General features: G+C 45.1%; 16 protein-coding genes. 13 read left to right on the top strand and 3 right to left on the bottom strand.

Annotation, left to right across the window (positions count from 1 at the left end; translation table 11 throughout):
- The first annotated feature begins 163 nt into the window (after positions 1-163).
- The 9 genes from EPX21_RS08835 to EPX21_RS08795 all read left to right on the top strand — a co-directional run bounded on the left by EPX21_RS08835 (position 164) and on the right by EPX21_RS08795 (position 13440).
- Positions 164-1300, top strand: a complete 1137-nt coding sequence (locus EPX21_RS08835) for an iron-containing alcohol dehydrogenase (RefSeq protein WP_134089304.1) — start codon at positions 164-166, stop codon at positions 1298-1300.
- A 135-nt stretch (positions 1301-1435) separates the two neighbouring features.
- Positions 1436-2131, top strand: coding sequence for a gamma-glutamyl-gamma-aminobutyrate hydrolase family protein (locus EPX21_RS08830; protein ID WP_134089303.1), 696 nt, complete (start codon positions 1436-1438; stop codon positions 2129-2131).
- Between the two features lie 157 nt (positions 2132-2288).
- On the top strand, positions 2289-3653 hold the full coding sequence (locus tag EPX21_RS08825) for an aldehyde dehydrogenase family protein (RefSeq protein ID WP_134089302.1): 1365 nt from the start codon (positions 2289-2291) through the stop codon (positions 3651-3653).
- A 67-nt stretch (positions 3654-3720) separates the two neighbouring features.
- Complete coding sequence (locus EPX21_RS08820; RefSeq protein WP_134089301.1) at positions 3721-6279, top strand: phosphocholine-specific phospholipase C; 2559 nt, start codon at positions 3721-3723, stop codon at positions 6277-6279.
- Between the two features lie 229 nt (positions 6280-6508).
- Positions 6509-7243 (top strand): (Fe-S)-binding protein, encoded by a 735-nt coding sequence (locus tag EPX21_RS08815; protein ID WP_134089300.1) that lies wholly within the window; start codon positions 6509-6511, stop codon positions 7241-7243.
- A 74-nt stretch (positions 7244-7317) separates the two neighbouring features.
- The gene (locus EPX21_RS08810; protein ID WP_134089299.1) at positions 7318-8700 is read left to right on the top strand and encodes a lactate utilization protein B; all 1383 of its coding nucleotides are present in this window, start codon (positions 7318-7320) and stop codon (positions 8698-8700) included.
- 78 nt (positions 8701-8778) lie between these two features.
- Positions 8779-9390, top strand: coding sequence for an LUD domain-containing protein (locus EPX21_RS08805; RefSeq protein WP_134089298.1), 612 nt, complete (start codon positions 8779-8781; stop codon positions 9388-9390).
- Between the two features lie 185 nt (positions 9391-9575).
- Positions 9576-11489: an alpha-L-fucosidase gene (locus EPX21_RS08800; protein WP_134089297.1), complete on the top strand. Its 1914-nt coding sequence runs from the start codon at positions 9576-9578 to the stop codon at positions 11487-11489.
- A gap of 124 nt (positions 11490-11613) precedes the next feature.
- The gene (locus EPX21_RS08795) at positions 11614-13440 is read left to right on the top strand and encodes a beta-N-acetylhexosaminidase (RefSeq protein ID WP_134089296.1); all 1827 of its coding nucleotides are present in this window, start codon (positions 11614-11616) and stop codon (positions 13438-13440) included.
- A 65-nt stretch (positions 13441-13505) separates the two neighbouring features.
- On the opposite strand, the gene EPX21_RS23250 is transcribed toward EPX21_RS08795, so the two are convergent.
- A complete protein-coding gene (locus tag EPX21_RS23250; RefSeq protein ID WP_255502063.1) occupies positions 13506-13634 on the bottom strand; it encodes a hypothetical protein in 129 nt (42 codons plus the stop codon).
- 81 nt (positions 13635-13715) lie between these two features.
- On the opposite strand from EPX21_RS23250, the gene EPX21_RS08790 reads away from it, so the two are divergent.
- Together EPX21_RS08790 and EPX21_RS08785 are read left to right on the top strand one after the other, a co-directional pair.
- A complete protein-coding gene (locus EPX21_RS08790) occupies positions 13716-14156 on the top strand; it encodes a hypothetical protein (RefSeq protein ID WP_134089295.1) in 441 nt (146 codons plus the stop codon).
- A gap of 416 nt (positions 14157-14572) precedes the next feature.
- Positions 14573-17239 carry a TonB-dependent receptor gene (locus tag EPX21_RS08785; RefSeq protein WP_166670719.1) on the top strand — a complete coding sequence of 889 codons (2667 nt, stop codon included), beginning with the start codon at positions 14573-14575 and terminating at the stop codon, positions 17237-17239.
- A gap of 91 nt (positions 17240-17330) precedes the next feature.
- Here EPX21_RS08785 and EPX21_RS22665 read toward each other — a convergent pair whose 3' ends face one another.
- The gene (locus tag EPX21_RS22665; RefSeq protein ID WP_166670718.1) at positions 17331-17504 is read right to left on the bottom strand and encodes a hypothetical protein; all 174 of its coding nucleotides are present in this window, start codon (positions 17502-17504) and stop codon (positions 17331-17333) included.
- Between the two features lie 179 nt (positions 17505-17683).
- Here EPX21_RS22665 and EPX21_RS08780 point away from each other — a divergent pair, with 179 nt between their 5' ends.
- Positions 17684-18619, top strand: coding sequence for a ring-cleaving dioxygenase (locus tag EPX21_RS08780; RefSeq protein ID WP_134089293.1), 936 nt, complete (start codon positions 17684-17686; stop codon positions 18617-18619).
- Between the two features lie 122 nt (positions 18620-18741).
- Positions 18742-19374, top strand: a complete 633-nt coding sequence (locus EPX21_RS08775) for an alpha/beta hydrolase (RefSeq protein WP_134089292.1) — start codon at positions 18742-18744, stop codon at positions 19372-19374.
- A gap of 22 nt (positions 19375-19396) precedes the next feature.
- On the opposite strand, the gene EPX21_RS08770 is transcribed toward EPX21_RS08775, so the two are convergent.
- Positions 19397-22111, bottom strand: a complete 2715-nt coding sequence (locus tag EPX21_RS08770) for an MG2 domain-containing protein (protein WP_134089291.1) — start codon at positions 22109-22111, stop codon at positions 19397-19399.
- Positions 22112-22149 lie beyond the last annotated feature (38 nt).

Below are 22149 nucleotides of genomic sequence, written 5' to 3'. Positions count from 1 at the left end.
AAACTCCTCTGGAGTTTCCCACATTCCAACATCTTAATCAACAACAATAAAAGTGTCTACTTTTTTTAGGACATGACACAACTAAATAGTAGCACAAGCAGTGGCACGGGCAGACGCTTTACCATTATCGTTACTGCAACTGCTACTGCAACGAACAACAAAAATGATTAATCAATTTAACATCCCTACCACCATTCGTTTTGGTTGTGGGGCTATAAAGGAATTACCTGCTTATTTAAGAAATAATGGCTTGAAAAGGCCTTTGTTGGTGACTGACCCAACGATTGCTACGCTTCCTTTTTTTAAGGAAATTGTGGATGATTTGCTGGCGCGCGGCATTGATGTGGAGGTGTTCGCCGACACGCATAAAAACCCCGTTAAATCGGACGTTTATAAAGGCACGGATGTATGGGATCAAACTGCTCGTGATAGCATCGTGGGTGTCGGTGGCGGAGCAGCTTTGGATATCGCCAGGGCGATTGCCTTACGGGTGAATCATCGGGAAGATTTATTTAAATACGATGACTTAATCGGGGGTGATGTGTATGTGACAAATGAGGTGCCTCCTTTCATTACCGTGCCTACAACGGCTGGAACCGGGAGTGAGGTGGGAAGGAGTGCGATTATTGCGGACGATGAAACGCATCAAAAAAAGATTCTGTTCTCGCCTAAACTCATGGCCAGTATCGTTTTTGCAGACCCTCTATTAACCATGGGGCTACCGCCGCATATTACGGCCGCCACAGGGATGGATGCGCTGACACATAATATGGAAGCTTTCCTAGCAAAAAATCCAAATCCTATCTGTGACGGTATTGCACTGGAGGGGATACATTTAATTGCAAAATCATTGGAAAAAGCAGTGCTGGATCCTGATGAGGGAGTACGTAGCAACATGCTGGTGGCATCCATGATGGGGGCAATCGCCTTCCAAAAAGGTCTCGGTGTAGTACATTCATTGGCTCATCCCCTGTCTTCGCTACTCGATACACATCATGGTTTGGCCAATGCGGTTAATATCCCTTATGGGATGGCCTTTAATATAGCAGGAAATGAAGAAAAATTTAGGAGAATTGCCCGCACACTGGAGCTTGAAGAAGAAAGTGGCGAGGCAGTGGTACACTATCTTTTCGATCTGAATGCACGTATCGGTATTCCCAAAAAGTTGAGCGATATCGGGGTCAAAAGTGAGCATATTGAAACCTTGGCTGATTTGGCCGTAGCGGATTTTGCACACCCGAATAATCCGAAACCAGTAAGTAGGGAGGATTTTAAGCAGTTATATGAGGAAGCATTGTAATCAAGTTGCCAGTTGCCTGTTGTGGGTTAGGAGTGTTTAACTTACAAAATATAAATTCAACCAGATTTTTAGCTTTTCATGAATGGTCAAAAAAGAGCTGACAACTGGCAACTCACAACGCACAACTTATCATGTATGCAAAACAAACGAATCATAGGGATGACGGATGGCAGAATGTACGACTTGTATGCCAATTGGATCAAGGGAGCGGATGACGGAATCGAAATCATCCGCGTAGGTTATGCGCTGGATAATTTTTCGGAGGTGGAAAAATGTCAGGCGTTAGTTTTTACGGGGGGAGAAGATGTACATCCTCGGCGTTACGGGCGATTGGATTATCTGCCTTATTGCGTTCCAGGGGATTTTGATGAACAAAGGGATGCATTCGAGTGGAAGCTTTTGGAGGATGTAGTGCAACGGAAATTGCCGATTTTGGGAGTTTGCCGTGGTTTACAACTCATCAATGTGTTTCATGGCGGAACGCTGATTCCTGATATTCCTTCTTGGGGGAAATTCCATCATGCCAAATTACCGGATGGCAACGTGAGAGAACATCACATCTACGTAGACCCGCAGTCGGAACTCGCCGGTTTGGTACAATGCACGGAGGGCACTGTAAACAGCTTGCACCATCAAAGCGCCGATAAGATTGGAAAGGATCTGGTTGCTTCGGCCATTTCTAAGGACGGCGTGGTAGAAGCCTTGGAGTGGAAAGATAAACAGGATAAACCGTTTTTATGTTTGGTACAATGGCATCCGGAACGCATGGCGGATACCGAAAGTCCTTTTGTAAGAAATATTAGGGAGGCTTTTCTTGACAGCGTGAAATAGTGTAGGAAATGGAAAGCCTAAAACAGAGAGTTTTAAGCTATACGTTATAAGTAATAAGTCTTAGGAAGCGGAAAGCGAAATTCAGTAGCACGAGCCGTGGCACGAGCAGACACTTTACTATTATCGTTATTGCAACTCATAATAAGCAACAACAAAAATGAATAGTATCAATCCAGCAACAGAGGAAATTATTGCCACGCTAACCGTGGATTCTACAGAAAGTTTGGAAGAAAAATATAGACAATTAAAGAGCGCCCAAAAGCAATGGGCAAGGGTCTCCTTGCATGAGCGCATAGCAGCACTAGTGCGGTTCAAGAACCTATTGCTTCAAGAGCAGCCGGTGCTGGCCGCAACATTAACGGCCGAAACAGGGAAACCATTACAACAAGCAAACAATGAAATCAAGGGAGCTGTAAGCCGCGTGGAGTGGTTAACTGAAAACGCAGCTTCTTATCTTTCGGATGAAATCATGCGTCAAAACGCGTCTTTTACAGAGATCATTAGCTATGAACCGCTGGGTGTGATTGCTAATATCTCTGCATGGAATTATCCTTATCTGGTAGGCGTAAATGTGTTTGTACCGGCACTGCTGGCGGGTAATGCAGTCCTATATAAGCCGTCGGAATTTGCTGCAAATACCGGTTTACATATTGGGCGTTTATTGCTGGGAGCAGGGATTCCTGAAGCGATATTTCAAGTGGCGATTGGTGGAGGAGATATCGGCAAAGAAATATTAAAGCTGCCTCTGAATGGTTATTTTTTTACAGGATCCTATCGGACGGGTAAATACATTTATGAACAGGTGGCTGCTAAAATGGTTCCCTGCCAATTGGAGTTAGGAGGGAAAGATCCGATCTATATTACGGACGATATCAAAGAGGTGAAAGCGGTAGCGGAGGCGACAGCAGATGGAGCGTTCTATAATAACGGACAAAGTTGTTGTTCGGTAGAGCGGATTTATGTGCATGAGAAGGTATATGACGAATATGTTGAGGCTTTCGTGGCGCAGGTCGAAGCCTGGAAATTGGGAGACCCAACAACAGAGGGTGTCTATTTCGGAGCCATCACCCGGGGCGCACATCTCCAGGTGTTGGAAGCGCAGGTGGCAGATGCGTTAGCGAAGGGGGCCAGGCTGTTGACCGGTGGGAAAGTGATCGAAGGAAAGGGCTATTATTTTGAACCTACGGTATTGGTGGATGTCACACATGACATGCTCGTTATGCGAGAGGAGAGCTTTGGCCCTATAATCGGCATCATGAAAGTGAAAGATGATGCGGAAGCTTTGGCACTGATGGAAGATACAGCATACGGACTAACCGCAGGTGTATATGCAGATCGGCAGGAAAGGGCATTGCCAATATTGAAACAGTTAAATGTAGGATCTGGATATTGGAACTGCTGTGATCGGGTCAGTCCCGCATTACCTTGGAGCGGCCGGCAACATTCGGGCATCGGCGCAACGCTATCGCACCAAGGGTTAAGGGCATTTACCAAGCCAAAGGGATTGCATTTGGTGGGTTAAATTAGCTAATTAGTCAATTATCAAATTAATTCACTGACAACTGGCAACTCACAACCCAAAACTATACATGGAGAACAGAAGAGAATTTATCAAGAAAGCGGCGTTTTTAGCAGGAAGTACAGGTTTATGGAGTACCTTGCCTCCATCATTGAAAAGAGCTTTGGAAATTAATCCGGAACCGGGGACTACCTTTTATGATGCACAACATATCGTCCTGCTCATGCAGGAGAACCGTTCATTTGATCATTGTTTTGGAACATTAAAAGGGGTAAGAGGTTTTAATGACCCGCGTGCGATTACCTTGCCAAATAAAAACCTCGTTTGGTTACAATCGGATAAGGAAAGCAATACCTATGCGCCTTTCAGACTCAATATAAAAGATACCAAGTCTACTTGGATGGGTAGTCTGCCGCATTCCTGGGAAAACCAGGTGGATGCCCGCAATGGAGGGAAATACGATGGCTGGTTAGCGGCAAAGCCTTCGGGATATAAGGAATATAAAGATATGCCGCTCACACTTGGCTACTTTAACCGGGAGGATATTCCTTTTTACTATGCTTTTGCTGATGCATTTACGGTGTGTGATCAGCATTTCTGTTCTTCCCTTACGGGGACAACTACCAATCGATTGTTTTTCTGGAGCGGTGCCTTGAAAGGAGAACCTGGGGCAAAGGCGAATGTCCGTAATTCGGATGTGTATTATAATAGGGAAGTGGATTGGAAAACTTTTCCGGAACGCTTGGAAGAACATGGAGTGAGCTGGAAAGTTTATCAGAACGAATTAAGTGTGCAGACGGAATTAGAAGGAGAAGAGGAATACTGGTTAGCGAATTTTACGGACAATAACCTGGAATGGTTTAAACAGTATCATGTGCGCTTTAGTAGCGGCCATCGCCAGTTTTTAAGCAAACGTGTAAGGCAATTGCCTCAGGAAATTGCTGATTTGGAGAAAGAGATGAAGCAGTTGAAGCCAAATCAAATACAGCCGCTTAAGAAAAAGATGGAGCAAAAGAAGGCGCAGCTGGCTAAATATAAAGTAGAACTGGCCAAATATAATCCAGCGAATTTTGCCAAACTCAGTACATTTGAACAGCATCTGCATCAAAGAGCTTTTACGACGAACAGCAATGATCCGCACTATCATCAAATTGAAGAATTTAAATACGATGATCAGGGGGAGGAACGTAGCATGCACTTGCCTAAAGGGGATGTGCTGCACCAATTTCGAACGGATGTAAACCAAGGTAACTTGCCTACTGTATCGTGGTTAGTTGCTCCGCAGGCTTTCTCGGATCATCCCAGCTCACCCTGGTTTGGCGCCTGGTATATATCGGAGGTGCTGGATATTTTAACCAAAAATCCGGAAGTGTGGAAAAAAACGATATTTATGCTGACCTATGACGAGAATGATGGTTACTTCGATCATGTTCCTCCCTTTGTTGCACCGAAGCCAAATGATCGGGAGAGTGGAGCAGTATCTGCCGGCTTGGATACAACAGACGAATATGTGACGCTGGAAGAGGAATGGGCACGGCCGGATCTGAAGAAAGAGGATGCCCGGGAAAGTCCGGTAGGCCTAGGTTATCGGGTGCCTTTGATTATTGCCTCCCCTTGGACACGGGGTGGATGGGTAAATTCCGAAGTATGCGATATCACATCCACTATACGGTTTATGGAGAAATTTTTGGAAAAGAAAACGGGAAAAAAAGTATTGGAGACCAATATCAGCAGCTGGAGAAGAAGTATTACGGGTGATTTAAGCTCGGCCTTTAGACCCTATAACGGTGAAGAAATTGCATTACCGGAGACGGTCGAATTAAGTCCTTTTGTGCAATCCATTCATAACGCACGTTTTAAGGGCCTGCCAAATGCCTATAAACGTTTAACGAAAGAAGAAGTCGAGTCCATCCATCAGAACCCTGTAAACACGCCTTTATTGCCTCAACAGGAAACCGGCATAAAAGATTCAAATGCGCTTCCTTATGAGTTATATGTAGATGGGGAAATTGAAAATGGCGCATTGAAAATCAATTTTGAGGCGGCAAATAGGTTGTTTGGAAATAAAGCAGCGGGAGCGGCTTTCAATGTCTATGCCCCAGCAAATTATTTACAGAAGCGAGCAGATGACACGACCTCTTTTGAGCCGGTAAAAACATGGGCCTTTGCTGTAAAAGCGGGTGACCGTTTAACATATCGTTGGCCCTTGGATCATTTTGAACAAGGGTATTACTTAAGGGTATATGGTCCGAATGGCTTTTTCCGGGAATTTCAAGGGAATAATCAAAAAACGGCTGTCGCTGTATCCTGTGGATACGAAGGTCTCGACGGGCAAACAAATAAGCCAACAGGAAACGTGCTGTTACGGATAAGCAATCTAGATCAAGATAAAAAAGGTCAGATAAATGTACAGCTGAAGGATTGGGCCTACGGCAATAAGCCGATTACCAAAAAGATAAGCGCGGGTGAAACGATTTTGCTGAAGGTTGACACGGGCAACAGTTACGGCTGGTATGATTTTTCGCTGTTTGTGGAGGGAATGTCCGATTTTGAACGTCGTTATGCCGGAAGAGTAGAGACCGGTAGAGATGCTAAAAGTGATCCTTTTATGGGTAGAGTTATGAATTAGCTAATTTAGCTACTCATAGCTGGCAATTCATAACTGGCAACTAAATGAAGCCTGACTGCCCATGACAGTTGTTTGTCAGGCAATGTGTTTTTTTGTTTATATTTAATAGCGGACTTAATCAGTGACCTAGTAAAGATAGCTTAATAAATAGTCAAAATTGTGAAATGATGCTATAATGAAAGTTGCTTACTTTGCGTCCATAGCCTTTTTTAACTAAACACAATAACACATGGAGGTTGCCTTATTTGTACCATGTTATGTAGACCAATTTTATCCGGGAGCGGCGCGAGCAACACTTGAGCTCTTAGAAAAACTAGGGGTAAAGGTGAGCTATCCGGAAGGGCAGACTTGCTGTGGACAGCCCATGGCGAATTCTGGCTACGAACATCTTACCGGCGGATGTAATGAAAATTTTATTAAGTGCTTTCAAGGCTACGATTATATTGTTTCGCCATCGGGAAGTTGCGTCTTGCATGTAAAAGACCACTTGCATTCGGATAAAGCTCCGGAGGCAAGCAATGAGATACGTCATCGCGTGTTTGAACTGACGGAATTTCTTACAGATATTTTAAAGGTGAAGCAGTTGGATGCGCGCTTTCCGCATAGAGTAGGCGTGCACCAAAGCTGCCATGGCCAGCGGGGTTTGATGCTTTCGCAGATGAGCGAATTGACAGCATCTCCTTTTTCAAAACCTGGAATGCTTTTGAATATGGTGAGAGACATTGAACTAGTTGAGTTGGACCGAAAAGACGAATGTTGTGGTTTTGGCGGCACTTTTTGCGTGGCGGAAGAAGCGGTGTCTGTAAAGATGGGTAAAGACAGGGTGGCTGATCATCTAAGAAATGGTGCGGAATTTATAACAGGAGCCGATATGTCGTGCCTTATGCACATGGAAGGCATCCTTCGTCGAAATAAAAGTGCCACCAAAGTGATCCACATCGCCGAAATATTGAATAGCAAATAATTAAGTTACGAGTTGCCAGCTGTTGGTTGCCAGTGATCAGTTTTCTCGCAACTCACCACTCACAATTCACAAAAATGCACACAGATAAAAAACACGCCGCATTAGCGGATATTTTCAATAAGGATGAGGCTAGAGTGAATTGGCATGACCAAACGCTTTGGTTTGTTCGTGCTAAGCGCGACCGTTTGACGCATGATCTTCCTGAATGGGAAGTGTTGCGGGATACTGCCTCGCAAATAAAGAACCATGCGCTTTCGCGCTTGCAGCACTATTTGCAAGAATTTGAGGAGCAGGCACTGGCAAACGGCGTACAGGTGCATTGGGCAGCAGACGCTGAAGAGCATAACCGGATTGTCTGTGAATTGTTGAAGAAGAAGGGTATAGACCGGATGGTTAAAAGCAAATCCATGCTCACCGAAGAATGCCATTTGAATGATTATTTAGCGGAAAATGGGATCGAGGTGATCGACTCAGACCTGGGCGAACGGATTGTACAGCTGGCCAAAGAAATGCCGAGTCATATTGTTTTGCCTTGTATACATAAGAAGAAGGAGGAAATTGGCGACATTTTTCATGAGCATCTAGGCACGGAAGCCGGTGTTTCTGACCCCCAAGTTCTAACCGAAACGGCTCGACAACACCTGAGAGACGTCTTTATTACCCGCCGTGCAGCGCTTACCGGGGTGAATTTTGCTGTTGCGGAAACCGGAGAAATGGTGGTCTGTACGAATGAAGGTAATGCCGATATGGGCGCCCATCTTGCCGAGATTCATATCGCTAGCATGGGAATTGAAAAGCTAATTCCTAAAAGAGCTCATCTTGGCGTGTTTCTCCGACTACTTACCAGAAGCGCAACCGGACAGCCAATAACAACCTATTCAAGTCATTTCAGAAGGCCTCGAAAAGGACAGGAAATGCATGTCATCCTAGTAGATAATGGCAGAAGTAGGCAGTTGGCGCGGCCTGATTTTAAAAACTCCTTAAAGTGTATTCGATGTGGTGCGTGTATGAATACTTGTCCGGTTTACAGACGTAGCGGTGGCCATAGCTATCATCACGCCATATCCGGGCCTATCGGTTCAATTTTAGCACCTAATCTGGATATGCAGAAGTTCGCTGATCTTCCTTTTGCATCTACCTTATGCGGTTCCTGCAGCAATGTGTGCCCAGTAAAAATAGACATTCATAATCAACTGTATAAATGGAGACAGGAACTGGTAAAGGCCGGATACACCGATAAGAAAAAGACGATCGCAATGAAACTCATGGCCAGTACCTTGGCATCGCCGAGCAAATTCAAATTTGCTGGAAAAATGGGCCGCATTACATTGAAGTACGCACCATTTACGGTCAATAACCGTTTTAATCCTTGGTATAAAGGGCGTGAAATGCCCGAACCTCCCAAGCAATCTTTTAGGGAGTGGTATAAGGGAAGAGGTGATTTTGGGAGTAGTTGAGTTGGGAATAGTTAGTAGGGTGTCGGGAAAAGGCCTATGCGGTCGGCACTTTTTTTACTTTTTACTTTTGAATTATTCATGAGCAGTAGAGACAAAATAATACAAGCTATAAAAGCAGCAGCATTGGAAGAAGTGCCTTTACCGGCGGCGGTGGGCAATCCCATCACCTATGAGGATCCCGTGCAGAAATTTTCCGACGTGGCGAAGGCCGTTGGTACCAGTGTGCTGGAGGCTGAAAGCCACCAAGCGGTGAAAGATCATCTGATGCAGACTTACATTCCAGAAGTGCAGACACGATGGGGGCTGGAGCAGCCACTTCGTATGGTGTCGACCCTGCCTGAAATGGAAGGCTTGGCTGAACAAATTACCGATGTCGCGCTTGATCCACATAGTCTAGAGAATGTGGATATGGCGATTATGTCGGCACAGTTCGGCGTAGCAGAAAACAGCGCACTGTGGGTGCCGGAAACGATGATAAGGGTGTTGCCGTTTATTTGTCAGCATTTAGTGTTACTTGTCGACAGCCGACAAATCCTTAACAATATGCACGAGGCATACGAAAAAATGGGTCTAGGCGATGATTCCTTCGGGGCCTTTATTGCCGGACCTTCCAAAACCGCTGATATTGAGCAATCATTAGTGCTAGGAGCCCATGGTCCCCGGAGCTTGGCTATTTATTTGATGGCTTGAGAGCGAGTATAGATCGAGACTGCTCATTGTTGGAGTTTAGGAAAGACCTCCCCCCTAAGAAGTCCGCCATGCGCTTTCGCCGCTATTTTCTTTGTGGAGAAAGAAAGTAGATAGAGTTAATTTAACTTAACATTATGCTAATTTCCCTGAATGTTTAACTTTGGTAGAAAGTTAAGTTTGTAGGCATGTACAATGGAAAAAACCTTTTAGCCTGGGTGGCGCTGTGTTTGTTTGGAGCCGGTAGCATGGCGCAGGATTTTAATGATGCCCCTAAACCTTACGGCGCATTACCCAGCGAACGTCAGTTAGCATGGCATGAAACAGAGATGTATTGCCTTATACATTTTACACCGACGACCTTTCAAGATAAGGAATGGGGTTATGGCGATGCAGACCCCGCCATTTTTAATCCAAAAAATTTCGACGCCGAACAAATTGTTGCGGCGGCAAAGGCCGGTGGGTTTAGGGGAATTATTTCTGTAGCAAAGCATCACGACGGCTTTGCTCTTTGGCCCACAAAAACGGCTGCTTACAATATCAGCGAGAGCCCGTGGAGAAACGGTAAGGGCGATATGGTGAAGGAGTTTCAATTGGCAGCAGAAAAACTAGGAATGAAATTCGGTGTTTATTGTTCTCCATGGGATAGAAACAACCCTGCTTATGGTTCCCCGGCTTATGTTTCGATTTACCGTAACCAGTTGAAGGAGCTTTACAGCAACTATGGTGAGCTTTTCATGAGCTGGCACGACGGCGCAAATGGAGGAGACGGTTATTATGGAGGAAAGAGGGAACAACGAAAGGTTGATCAATCGACCTATTATGACTGGATGAATACTTGGGCCATCACGCGGGCCCTGCAACCAACGGCGAATATCTTTAGCGATATCGGCCTCGATGTGCGATGGGTGGGTAATGAAAAAGGGGTCGCAGGAGAAACAAGCTGGTCGACTATAACCTTGGTGGGCAAAGACGGCAAAGCGCCAATGCCTGGATATATGGATGACAGCAATCTCGGAACTGGGACGCGAAACGGCGAAAGTTGGATTCCAACAGAATGTGATGTTCCCTTGCGACCGGGCTGGTTTTATCACGCTTCGCAGGATGATCAGGTGAAAACGCCGGCGATGTTGTTTGATCTATACTGCAAAAGCGTTGGACGTGGCGGTGCTTTCGATTTAGGCTTATCGCCCAACACCGATGGTTTGCTGCACGAAACCGATGTGAAGGTATTGAAGGAATTCGGCGATCTGTTGAAAAAGGTGTTTGCAAAAAACCTGATGGATGGGGCCCGTCTGCAAGCGTCCAACATACGTGGCGAAAACACCGCGCGTTATGGTATGCAGCATTTGCTGGATAAGGATCGTTACAGCTATTGGGCAACTGACGATGAGGTGCACCAGGCGGAACTTGAAATCGAGCTCCCCGGAAAACGATCTTTTAATATAATCCGTTTGCGCGAAAATATAAAGTTAGGACAGCGCATCGACAGTATTTTGGTAGACGAATGGAAAGAGGGGCAGTGGATGCCGCTGGCGAGGGCAACCAGCATTGGTGCCAATCGTATTATTCGTATGCCGCAGGCTGTAGAGACCAATAAGCTGAGATTACGTGTATTCGCGCCGGTTAGCATTGCTTTGAGTGACATCGGCCTGTTTGCTGAACCGGAAGAACTGAAGGACGCAGGAACCACCGAACGAAAAGGACTGGAAAAAAATACTTGGTCGACGCCAACGGGCGAAGCGAAAAAAGCAATTGACAACGATAAAGAATCCTTTTTCTTAACCAAAAAGAATTCTCTTGTTGTGAATTTAGGTTCTGTGCAAAGAATAGCGGCTGTCGGCTATTTGCCAAGACAGGACGGAAGCTCAATCGGTATGGTTGAAAAGTATGCTTATTACACAAGCAACGATGGTAAAGCATGGAAGCTGGTGGCCGATGGCGAGTTTTCAAATATCAAAGCCAATCCTATTTTACAGTACACCCCATTGAAAGAGAAAGTGGACGCTCAGTACATCAAGCTGGAGGCGAAACAGTCGGTCTCAGACAAAGGCAAAATAGCTTTTAGCATTGCCGAGCTGGAGGTGTATGAAAAAAAGTAAAAAGCTTGCCTCCCGTAGGGAAAAACGAGGGCGCTGTCAGCAGTGAATACTAGATACGGCTTCTGCTAATGACTGCAGCACTTGTAACAAAAAAACTTATAACGTAAAACCAACAACAACGAATATGCTAAAACAAATTATTACACTGGCGGTCGGCCTTTTTTATCTGACGACTGCTTTTTCTCAAGAGCGCACCTACCCCTTAATTCCAAAGCCTCAATCTATTGAAGCAGGGACAGGCGTCTTTAAATTAGATAATCAGACGAAACTGGTTGTCAAGGATGAGGCTACACGGAAAAATATGAGCCTGTTCAATGAAATCTTATGGAACCGTTATCAATTGCGCTTACCTCTTGTTCAGGAGCCGAGTGGAAAGTACATTCTTATTGAGAATGGACAAGCGGAAGAAGAAGCGTACCAATTAACGGTTTCTGAAAAATCGATTCAAATCAAAGGTGGTAATAGCGGTGCGTTCTACGCGCTCCAAACGGTTTTACAGTTAATCGAGCAGCAAAACGGTGGCCTACAAATACCTGCAGTAAGCGTTTCAGATAAGCCTGAATTTGGCTATCGTGGAGTGATGATTGATGTGGCAAGGCATTTCTTCTCGCTGGACGAGATGAAGAAAGTGGTGGATTTAATGGCATACTTTAAATTCAATAGGTTGCATTGGCATTTGACGGACGATCAAGGCTGGCGTTTGGAGATTAAAAAATATCCAAAGCTGACAGAAGTATCGGCGTGGCGAGATTCTACCATCATTGGTCAATATGGCGATTTTAAGCCCTTTATTTACGACGGTGAGAAACACGGTGGTTATTACACGCAAGACGAAGCCCGTGAACTGGTAAGCTATGCCGCAGATCGTAAAATTACCGTCATTCCGGAAATCGAGTTGCCTGGACACAGTACGGCAGTTTTGGCTGCTTACCCTGAATTCGGCTGTAAAGACAGCACGTATCAGGTGGCCGGCTTTTGGGGCGTACACCCTAATATCTTTTGTCCGAAAGAAGAAACTTTCAAATTCTTGGAAGATGTGTTTACGGAAGTAATGGATATCTTCCCTAGCCAATATATTCATGTCGGCGGAGACGAAGTGCCGAAAGAGCACTGGGAGCAATCTGACTTTGCTCAAAAACTGATTAAAAAGAACAAATTAAAGGATGAGCACGGCCTGCAAAGCTATTTCATCACGCGGATCGAGAAATTTTTGAATAAGCACAATAGGCGATTGGTGGGCTGGGATGAAATTTTGGAAGGTGGATTGGCTCCCAACGCAACCGTCATGAGCTGGAGAGGCGAAGAGGGTGGTATTGCCGCTGCAAAGATGGGGCACGACGTGATTATGACGCCCAATAGCCATCTCTATATTGACCACTATCAGGCAAAAGACATCACCACAGAGCCATTGGCTATTGGCGGTTTTCTACCGCTCGAACGGGTATATAGTTATCATCCGCGCCCTGCGTCATTGAGTGCGCAAGAACAAAAGCATATCTTAGGGGTGCAGGCTAACCTTTGGACGGAGTACATCGGTACCAATAATAAGTTAGAATACATGCTCTTCCCGAGGGTTTTAGCTTTGGCGGAGATTGCTTGGACCGCAAAAGACAAGCAGGGTTTTGATGACTTTTCGGTTAACAGGTTACCCTCACGTCTGCAGGAATTGGAAAAATTGAACGTCTTTTATCGTATTCCCGAAGCAAAGGTAAACATCAGTACCGATCCTGCATCGGGAAGGAACGTAGCTGAGATCATTCCTTTCGTGGCGAATAGCACCGTTTATTACACGGTAGACAATCATAAAGCGGATCAGACAGCTAATGTGTACACAGGGCCTATTCAATTGCCTAAAACAGGCAAAAAAGAAAAGCCGGTGAACTTGAATTATATTATCGTGACCCCTAAAGGCCGAGTTAGTAATATGTTCAGCGTTCCCTATAGCGAATAACAGTTTGCGCTCCAATCGAGAGACGGATTCGGATTTCCTTTTCCGTCTCTCTTCCCATACATTTCTTACCCATATAGCGGCGGTTCACTCATATCCCCCAAGGCTCCTTTCTCCGACGAAAACCAAATCATTTTCTTTGCTGTTGTTTTTGTAAACGATTCAAATTGAAGAAGTTCGTTTGGAATTTTCAACATAGATTAGTAAGTTTGAATATACGTTACCTGCTTGTCTAGAGTCAAAAGGAACGAATGTTAACCAATTATACCAATAGCGTTATGTTACGAGAAATCGATTTGATCCGCATATTGATGTCTTATCATCCCGAATGGGAAAAAAATCCAGAAGCCTTTTTGGAATTGACTATTTTAATTTCTTCCATCGATTGCCGGTGTATTGAGTCAGGGGAAGTGGATTTTGAGCGAGTCATGGGACCCAATTTAGATAATATTGCGAAAGTGCTTATGTCTATTACCCCGGTGCAATTAGCACCCTATAAAAATTTTGCCGACCTGAAAAAAAATGGCCACCCTACTACTTTCTTAAGTGAATGTTTAGTGGATGTGCTCGAAAAAGTGAATGAAGGAGTGCCCGTAAAAGTAGCGGCTAATGGGGAGGATGGGCAAGAGACTTTCTGTTTAGAAAATCACTTTAGGGATAAAGATTCAGAGAAGCTGTTCTTAAAACTTTGGCCTTATATATCTCCTATTGAGGAATAGATAAAAAAGCCACTTTACTTCTTAAGTCCGCCGCGCTATTTGCAAAACTTCGGTATAGCGGTTTGTAACAATTAAGTGGTGATTAAACCACCAAGATGATACGCAGTCTTATCTTATACTAAAACAAACAGAACATTAATTCAGTTGGGTAGAAGCCTCGGGTAGGCAAGGAGTGCATGTCTAAACTTTCGTCGGTTTAGACATCACTTTTTATCCCAGATTACGCGTTAGGAATTAAAACGAAAGGGAATGATCGAAACCATCCATTTCATTGCAGTTCATGAGCTAATGCGTATTCTGGGTTTATCCAAACCAATTTATGATAAATGCGTCAGATACATTTAAGAGTCTCTATTTGCCTGATTTTTTGCTTTTCATTCTTTTTTAGCTCGGCCCAATATAAAATCATCGGTACTGTGTTAGACAGTGCGGACGGTTCAGGACTGCAAGGTGCCCGCGTAAGTCTATTGAATGCCAAGGATTCGGTTATTAAACAAGCCGTTGCTCAGGCGGATGGAAGTTTTGTGTTGGCGGATTTGCGAAACGCCGAGTATACACTTTCGTTAACGTATATAGGCTATAAGCAAAACAAAAGCAAGGTGAAAGTGCAAGGACGCGATTTACAGCTCAGGTTTTCTTTGGCGACCGACTTTACGATGCTCGATGCGGTTAATATTACGGTTTCACCGCCGCCCGTAGTTGTCAAAGGTGATACCACCGAGTTCAGTGCGGCTGCTTACAAAACTGAAGCTTACGCAGATGCCGATGCCTTGGTGGCGCAAATTCCGGGTGTAGAAATCGATGCAGAAGGGAAAATTAAGGCGCAGGGCGAAGATGTCCAAAAGATCATTGTGGATGGAAAGGAGTTTTTTAGTTCCGATCCAGCGGTAGCCTTGAAGACACTTCCAGCGGATGTGATCGATAAAATACAGTTAATCGATGAAAAGAGTGAGCAGTCGAAATTGACTGGGTTCGATGACGGCAATCGGCGCAAAATTATCAATATCGTTACGAAACCGGACAAGAGACATGGCTATTTTGGCCGCCTGGCGGGCGCAACGGGAAATGAAGATCGATATAATACCGGCGGCTTTCTCAATGCATTTAATGGGGATAGGCGAATCAGCGGAAATATCCTTTCAAATAATATAAACCAACGAAGTTTTTCGAGTAATGAGCTGGTGGGAGCTAGCAGTAGAGGCGGGCGCGGGGGCGACGGCGGTACTGGTAGCGGGATCGGTCCGAACCATCGCATTGCCTTGAATTATAGTAATACCTGGTGGAAAGAAGTGGAGTTTAATGCCGATTACCATTTCAATACATCGGATAAGGACTTAATACAAACCGCTAATCGGGAAGTGCTGATGACAGACGAAGCCAGTCAGTTTAATGTATCGTCCCAGCAAACAAATCGAAATAATCAGGGCCATTCGGCTAGTGTACGCGTTGTCTTTAAGCGCGACTCTACCCAGCGCTTGACCTTCAATCCGCGGATCAACTTTAGTCGTGGAAAGACCAGTAATGCCAATAATACACGTACATTGGACGTCTTGCAGGAATTGATTAATACCTCAGACAGACAGAATCGGGGTGATAACCATGCCTTTACCATTGGTGGAAGTATCGACTACGGGCTCCGACTAAACAGCAGCGGCCGATCCGTTTCCGCGCATCTGGAAAATAACTATAACCGGAACACGAACGAAGCTTTTGCCCTTTCCCACAATATGTTTTACACGAACGGGATGGTAAGTCGTTCCGATACGGTTGATAACAGAAACGATAGTCGGTCGAACAGCACCCTTTGGAATGCTCGAATTACTTATACCGAGCCGCTCGGAGCGCACATGCGATTAATGGGGAATCTGAGCCATCGCACTAACAATAGTTATTCAGATCGGAGAATGTACGATTTCCTACTGGCAACCGGGCAATATAGTGAGCTAAATCGCGAATTGTCCAATGAATTTAGAAACGATTACAAATTCTATGGCGCGGGCTTCAATTACCAATATACTTCGGAAGCCTTTCTTTTTGATTTAGGAATTGACTATCAACAGGCCAACATGGCTAATGACCGGATTTTTCCGGAAGTGACGCGTGCCGCACATCGATTTATTAATTACCTGCCGAATGCGAATGTTACTTATCGCTTTTCGCGCGATCGCCGCCTGCGTTTTAATTATAATACAGCTACCAATCCGCCAAATGTACTGCAGCTGCAGGATGTCGTAAACAACCAAAATCCGCTTAACATCACCGGAGGGAACCCGAACCTTAAACAGGAATTTAGGCACGCCTTTTCTATGAACTATAATAGCGTGAACCGCCGGTCTGGCGCTAACTTTTCGGTCGGACTGAATGGTGAACTTACCGATAACCGTATTGTAAATTCCACAATTGTAGCAGCGGTAGATACCTTTATCCTGGATAACGTATTGCTAGGGAAAGGGGCGCAGTTTACCAGGCCGGTTAATGTAAATGGCTATTACAGTGTACGTGCCAATACATCCTTCGGTATTCCGATTGAAGCACTAAAGATCAATTTGAACGCAAACACCACCCTGCATCATAATCGCGATGTCGGTTTACTGAACGAGGTGGTAACCCATACGAACACATTTGGAATCAATCAGCGCATCGGTATTAATAGCAACATTAGTCGCAAGATCATTTTTAGCTTGTCTTACAGCGGTAATTATAACCTGGTTAGGAATAGCAGTAACGACGGTTTAAGCAACAATTCGTATAACCAGCAGATCCGGAACGACATAACTTATATCTTTTGGAAAGGACTAAGGGTGGCCTCTAGCCTAAATTATGGTTATAATACCGGATTGGCCGCCGGTTATGATCAACGTTTTCTGTTATGGAACGCTTCTATTGGTAAAAAGCTTTTTCAGAAGGAGGAAGCCGAAATAACGCTTACGGCCTTTGATTTATTGAATAGTAATACGCAGATAACGCGCACCATAACGGAGCGCTATATCGAAGACGCCCGATCAAACATCTTGCAGCAGTATTTTCTGTTAAGCTTCACCTATAATTTGCGTCAATTCGGTGGACGAGCTTTCACCCATTGAGAGGCCGCCTTTTGCCAGGCGACCCCTTCTGTTATCAGCTTAAGGCAAATTTCTTTTTCACAAGTTTTGAATGAAGTAGCTGCCGCTAAAGTTAAGCAAAGCCCTTCGGATTTCTGCTGGTCTTCGGAGAATCGTGTTTTCGACTGTGCTTTTTGTCGGCAAAGCTCTCTGATCGGTCTTTTAACTCATTTTGTACCTTCGGCGATATACGTTTTTTTGTATCTTGAGTCTCTTCTTTTTGAACGGATGATGTTTTCTTTTCCATGACAACAAAGTTTAATTGAACACTATTGAAATAACAATTCGTACTGCTTTTTGTTTTAACGGGTTTATTTTTAATAGGTTAACTTTTTTTGAGTGAGCTTTTTCCTTTCTTGTCCTAGATTAAGTTTTTTGAACAAAAGGATGCCGATTTTTGTATCATACTAATGAAAGGAATACATCATGGACAATCAAGTAAAAGGTATCCACCACATCACGGCAATAGCAGGTGACGCCAAAAAAAACTACGATTTTTATACGCGTGTTTTGGGCTTACGCTTGGTGAAAAAAACAGTCAATTTTGACGACCCGGAAACGTATCATTTCTACTATGGAGATGAGGTGGGTACGCCTGGTACTATTTTAACCTTTTTCCCCTGGGGTGGGATAACGGCGGGTAGGCGCGGAACGCGACAAGTGACGGAGATCGGTTATGCGGTGCCGGAAGGAAGCTTGGATTTTTGGATGAAACGCTTTGAGGAAAATAATGTAACGTACAATAAAGTGGCCGAGAAATTTGGCGAACAGTATTTGACTTTTTTAGATCCCGATGGACTGAAATTTGAGTTGACCGTTCCCAAAAAAGAAGATGTTCGTAAACCTTGGGTTACCCCAGAGGTGAGCGAGCTAGTAGCAACGAGGGGCTTTCACCATATTACCATCACCACGAATAAGATAGAACCGACGGTTAAGGTGTTGACGGATATCTTGGGTTATCGTTTGGCAGAGGAGCATGTCAACCGCTTCCGCTTCATTACCGACCATGCGGAGCAAGCGAACTTGGTGGATCTCGTTGAGGCGCCAGGCGAAAGCGCAGGCCATGTAGCCGGCGGATCCGTGCATCATGTGGCGTTTAGAGTAGAAAATGAAGAAGTGTTGATGCATTACCGTCAAAAGGTGCTGGAGGCAGGCTTGCAAATTACGGAGAAAATTGATCGTAATTATTTCTATTCCTTATATTTCAGAGAGCCGGGAGGCGTGCTTTTTGAAATAGCAACCGACAATCCCGGCTTTGCGGTTGATGAATCCGTCGCTGACCTCGGTAGCGCTTTAAAATTACCTTCACAATATGAACCATATCGTGAACAGTTAGAGAAAGTACTTCCTTCCTTGGTATAGGGGAAGTGAATGAGCGGATAAAGACGTTATGAGTAGAAAGATTTTATGAATATCGGTAGCGCAGGTTCGCCCTGCGCTTACTCCTAACAACGATAACCAATAACGAATAACGGGCAACTAACATGTACACACATCAGAAACAATTTATAACAGCAGGCAAACCTTTCGGTGAGGCCAACAAAGCTATCGTCATGATTCACGGACGGGGTGGAGGTGCAGAAGACATCATTTCGCTTCAACGTTTTTTAAAATTGGATGATATGGCTATTTCCGCTCCGCAGGCAAGTAACAACAGTTGGTATCCATATAGTTTTATGGCTCCTGAGCAGGATAACCAACCTGCTTTGGACTCGGCAATAGCTACCATCGCTGAGGTGGTGGAGGAAATAAAGGCGAACGGGATCAAAGAAGAGCAGATCTATTTTTTGGGTTTCTCTCAAGGTGCTTGCCTGACCTTAGAATATGTAGCGCGGAACGCCACGAAATATGGAGGTGTTGTAGCTCTTACGGGAGGATTGATAGGAGAACAGCTGAAAAAAGCACGGTACCAAGGTGATTTTCAGCAGACGCCGATACTGGTTACAACCAGTGATCCGGACCCCCATGTCCCCTTATCGCGTGTGGAAGAGAGCGTCTCTGTTTTGGAAGCTTTGGGCGCCCAAGTTAGCCTGAAGATATTCAAAGGTAAAATGCATAGTATATCAAAAGAAGAATTGGATCTGGCGAATCGACTTGTTTTTGCGGAAGTCGTATAGTCGACGCAGCAGCTGCATGGGCTTATTGGTTTTTTACCGTTATGTAGGAAGTCGTTTTGGCTAGTCGACCGTTCACATCCAGCCCTTCCACTTCGATGCGATAGACACCGGGCTCATCCGCAGAATAAAAAGAAACCGAGGCCGGTTGGTCCTGTTGAATGATCACATCGGGCTGCCAATAGATCGTCGTACGGCGATCCGCTTCGTTTACTTTTTCCGCCGTTGCGCCATAGTCGGGCGAAGGGAAGTTACGAATTTCATAAAAGCCCTGTGGACTGAAGGTCGTTACTCCCGGAGTGTAAAGTTCCGGTCCGAAACGCCTCGGCTGGTCGCCTCGCCGTGTAGTGATAATTAGTACACCGTTACTGCCATACATACCATAAATGGCCGTATTGCCCACGGTTCGTAATACTTCCACCGAGGCGATGTCAAAGGGATTGATAATATTGAGTGCCGACGGATCCATGTACATCCCATCGACAATAATTTGCATCGGTCGGTTCATAGACCGTGTGCTATAGGGAATCCCATTCATAAAACGTACGCCCACCAATCGTCCCTGTAGACAGATGTCGAGTGTAGGGCAGCCGTTGAAGTAGAGCTCATCGCCACTAATAACCTGGTCGGCATTTCCCGGGCCGTTCAAATTTGCAGAGTGTTTCGCCGGATTTTCTTTTTTGGCTTTCACTTCCACTTCCTCCAACACAATGCTTTTTCCCGAAAAGCCGTATTGCTGTATCTCATCAAGCGATTTTTCGCTGTTTTGACTGTCAGGCCCCTCTTTGGCGCTTACCCTCACTTCTCCGGCCTTATTCTCCGCTTGTGATATCGCTTGGCTCGGCACTTCATCCAGTTTTACTTTTACATTTTTCTTTCCACGGGCATCCCTTGCCTGCACAAGGAAGTCGGTTTGATCGTAGAACAACAGCTTGTCGAAATTGAAACGGCCAGCACTGTCTGTCACCGTATCTAAAACGGTTGCCGTAGGTTTAAAGGAAGCGATTGTCACCTTCGCGTTGGCCACCGGCTCGTCTTGCTGATTGGTTACGATGCCACTTATGCGCAACTCTTTTTCCGGTTTGTAGGCAATTTCCGGAAATTTACCTTCCTTGATGTTTTTCCAAAACACCCGATTGCTCGGCTGAGTGAGCATCAATTCGTCAATCCGCTGTTGTACCCGCTTGTCTTCATAATCGGCTGTAATAACAGGCTGGTCGAATGTATCGTAGGTGTTGCTTTGTAATAGTAAGGTCGACAAAATGTCGTTGTCGACGGAAAGGACTTTCGGTATTTTGCTTATGTTGATAACGGAAGCGGAGAGTGCACCGACATCTGCCGTGTCGGGCATAAGGCCTTCGATGTTGAGCGTGACCCGTTCCCGAGGGGCGTAGCTCGTTTGATCTGGCGTCACGCGTAGCCCGAGTGTGTCACGTGGATTTAAGATGAAAACTTTACGCGAAGCGATTAAATCCATCTGCTCATCTAACATAGCGAGTTCCAGAATGCCAGAGGGCAAATCCTTTTTAGGGATATTGAAAACGATTTCAGGTTTATTCAATAGTTGTTTAGCAGCATAAAACACCATACCTTGGCTTTGAACAATGCAGGCGATCTGTTGGTTCTTCAGCTGCTTTTCGGTAGCCGAAAGTTGGGCTACAATCCCTTGGTCCATCAAATTATTCACTGCTAAATGAAAACCTTCTTCCCGCACATCCGCAAGGGGCATTCGTAAGGTGTCTCCATCGCCAAAATGCATAAGCACGGTATATTCTTTATGCGCTTCGGGAACAAAAGAAAAACTGCCCAAGCCTGTCGAGTCGCTGTTGAAACGAGCAATCACTTGCTGTCCACTTTTTAGAAGGCCTTGCACTTCCCCTTGTTCTTCTATGGCATTGCGTGTGACCTGAAAGCCGATGCGGTTTTGGATTCCCGGCAACATCGTACCGCCTTCGGGGTAAAGATGTACGGCCCGTTTATCGGGGCGAACAACTACGGGGACTGTTTTCACCGTTGGACCCTCGCTGCCTTGATCAATATGGAGTATCAACAAATCCGGTTGCCCCCTCTTTCTTCCTTCATATGGAAACTGAAAACGCAGTCGACCGATTTCATCTGTTGCTACCTCCTGTTGTGCGATGGTTTTTCCATTGCCCTTCAGCTCAAAAGCAACTTGTTTGTTGGGAATTGGCCGTCCGTCAAAGTCGGTAAGCAGCACTGTGCCGTGTACTTGTTTGTCCTTCTCTTCAGTATTCCTGTAGATAAAGCTGCTGCGGGTAATTATGCCGCTCGCGTCTCTGCTGTTGACAGTGATAGGCTTGTGAAAGAATAGACCTTCGTCGAAATTCCGCATCCAGTTGGTGTATGCACGGATATGGTATCGCCCTTCCACAAGTGTTTCGGGTAGTTTGAAGTCGCCCATGGACAGTCCCGAAATTACGGGCAAGCGCCGGGATTGTACCACTTCCTGTTGGTCATTTAGGAGTTCTACATACATGATTTTACTGATGGCCGACAGCAAATTAAACTGGCTTACTGTTACATAAGCCTTAAACCAAATGTCGTCACCTGCTTCATAGTACGATCGATCCGTTTGTAGGTAAACCCGTTCTTGCGGATGCTTCTGCTGAAAAGTTTCCAAGTTCTTCAAAGTGCGTTGCAATGCGTCTGTCGTATCGCGTTTTTGTGCATAGCCAGCAAAAGAAATAAGTACAAGTAGCAGAAAGGAAAACCGTTTCATGGTATTTTCTTTGGTTTTATAGCAACAAGTAAATATAG

This window comes from Olivibacter sp. XZL3 (assembly GCF_004368405.1).
GTDB lineage: Bacteria > Bacteroidota > Bacteroidia > Sphingobacteriales > Sphingobacteriaceae > Olivibacter.
This window is presented reverse-complemented; position numbering and strand designations above follow the sequence as displayed.

Excerpts from the sequence above, each read along its gene's own strand:
- EPX21_RS08835 (WP_134089304.1), top strand. The coding sequence starts at position 164 with ATGATTAATCAATTTAACATCCCTACCACCATTCGTTTTGGTTGTGGG.
- EPX21_RS08830 (WP_134089303.1), top strand. The coding sequence starts at position 1,436 with ATGCAAAACAAACGAATCATAGGGATGACGGATGGCAGAATGTACGAC.
- EPX21_RS08825 (WP_134089302.1), top strand. The coding sequence starts at position 2,289 with ATGAATAGTATCAATCCAGCAACAGAGGAAATTATTGCCACGCTAACC.
- EPX21_RS08820 (WP_134089301.1), top strand. The coding sequence starts at position 3,721 with ATGGAGAACAGAAGAGAATTTATCAAGAAAGCGGCGTTTTTAGCAGGA.
- EPX21_RS08815 (WP_134089300.1), top strand. The coding sequence starts at position 6,509 with ATGGAGGTTGCCTTATTTGTACCATGTTATGTAGACCAATTTTATCCG.
- EPX21_RS08810 (WP_134089299.1), top strand. The coding sequence starts at position 7,318 with ATGCACACAGATAAAAAACACGCCGCATTAGCGGATATTTTCAATAAG.
- EPX21_RS08805 (WP_134089298.1), top strand. The coding sequence starts at position 8,779 with ATGAGCAGTAGAGACAAAATAATACAAGCTATAAAAGCAGCAGCATTG.
- EPX21_RS08800 (WP_134089297.1), top strand. The coding sequence starts at position 9,576 with ATGTACAATGGAAAAAACCTTTTAGCCTGGGTGGCGCTGTGTTTGTTT.
- EPX21_RS08795 (WP_134089296.1), top strand. The coding sequence starts at position 11,614 with ATGCTAAAACAAATTATTACACTGGCGGTCGGCCTTTTTTATCTGACG.
- EPX21_RS23250 (WP_255502063.1), bottom strand. The coding sequence starts at position 13,634 with ATGTTGAAAATTCCAAACGAACTTCTTCAATTTGAATCGTTTACAAAA.
- EPX21_RS08790 (WP_134089295.1), top strand. The coding sequence starts at position 13,716 with ATGTTACGAGAAATCGATTTGATCCGCATATTGATGTCTTATCATCCC.
- EPX21_RS22665 (WP_166670718.1), bottom strand. The coding sequence starts at position 17,504 with ATGGAAAAGAAAACATCATCCGTTCAAAAAGAAGAGACTCAAGATACA.
- EPX21_RS08780 (WP_134089293.1), top strand. The coding sequence starts at position 17,684 with ATGGACAATCAAGTAAAAGGTATCCACCACATCACGGCAATAGCAGGT.
- EPX21_RS08775 (WP_134089292.1), top strand. The coding sequence starts at position 18,742 with ATGTACACACATCAGAAACAATTTATAACAGCAGGCAAACCTTTCGGT.
- EPX21_RS08770 (WP_134089291.1), bottom strand. The coding sequence starts at position 22,111 with ATGAAACGGTTTTCCTTTCTGCTACTTGTACTTATTTCTTTTGCTGGC.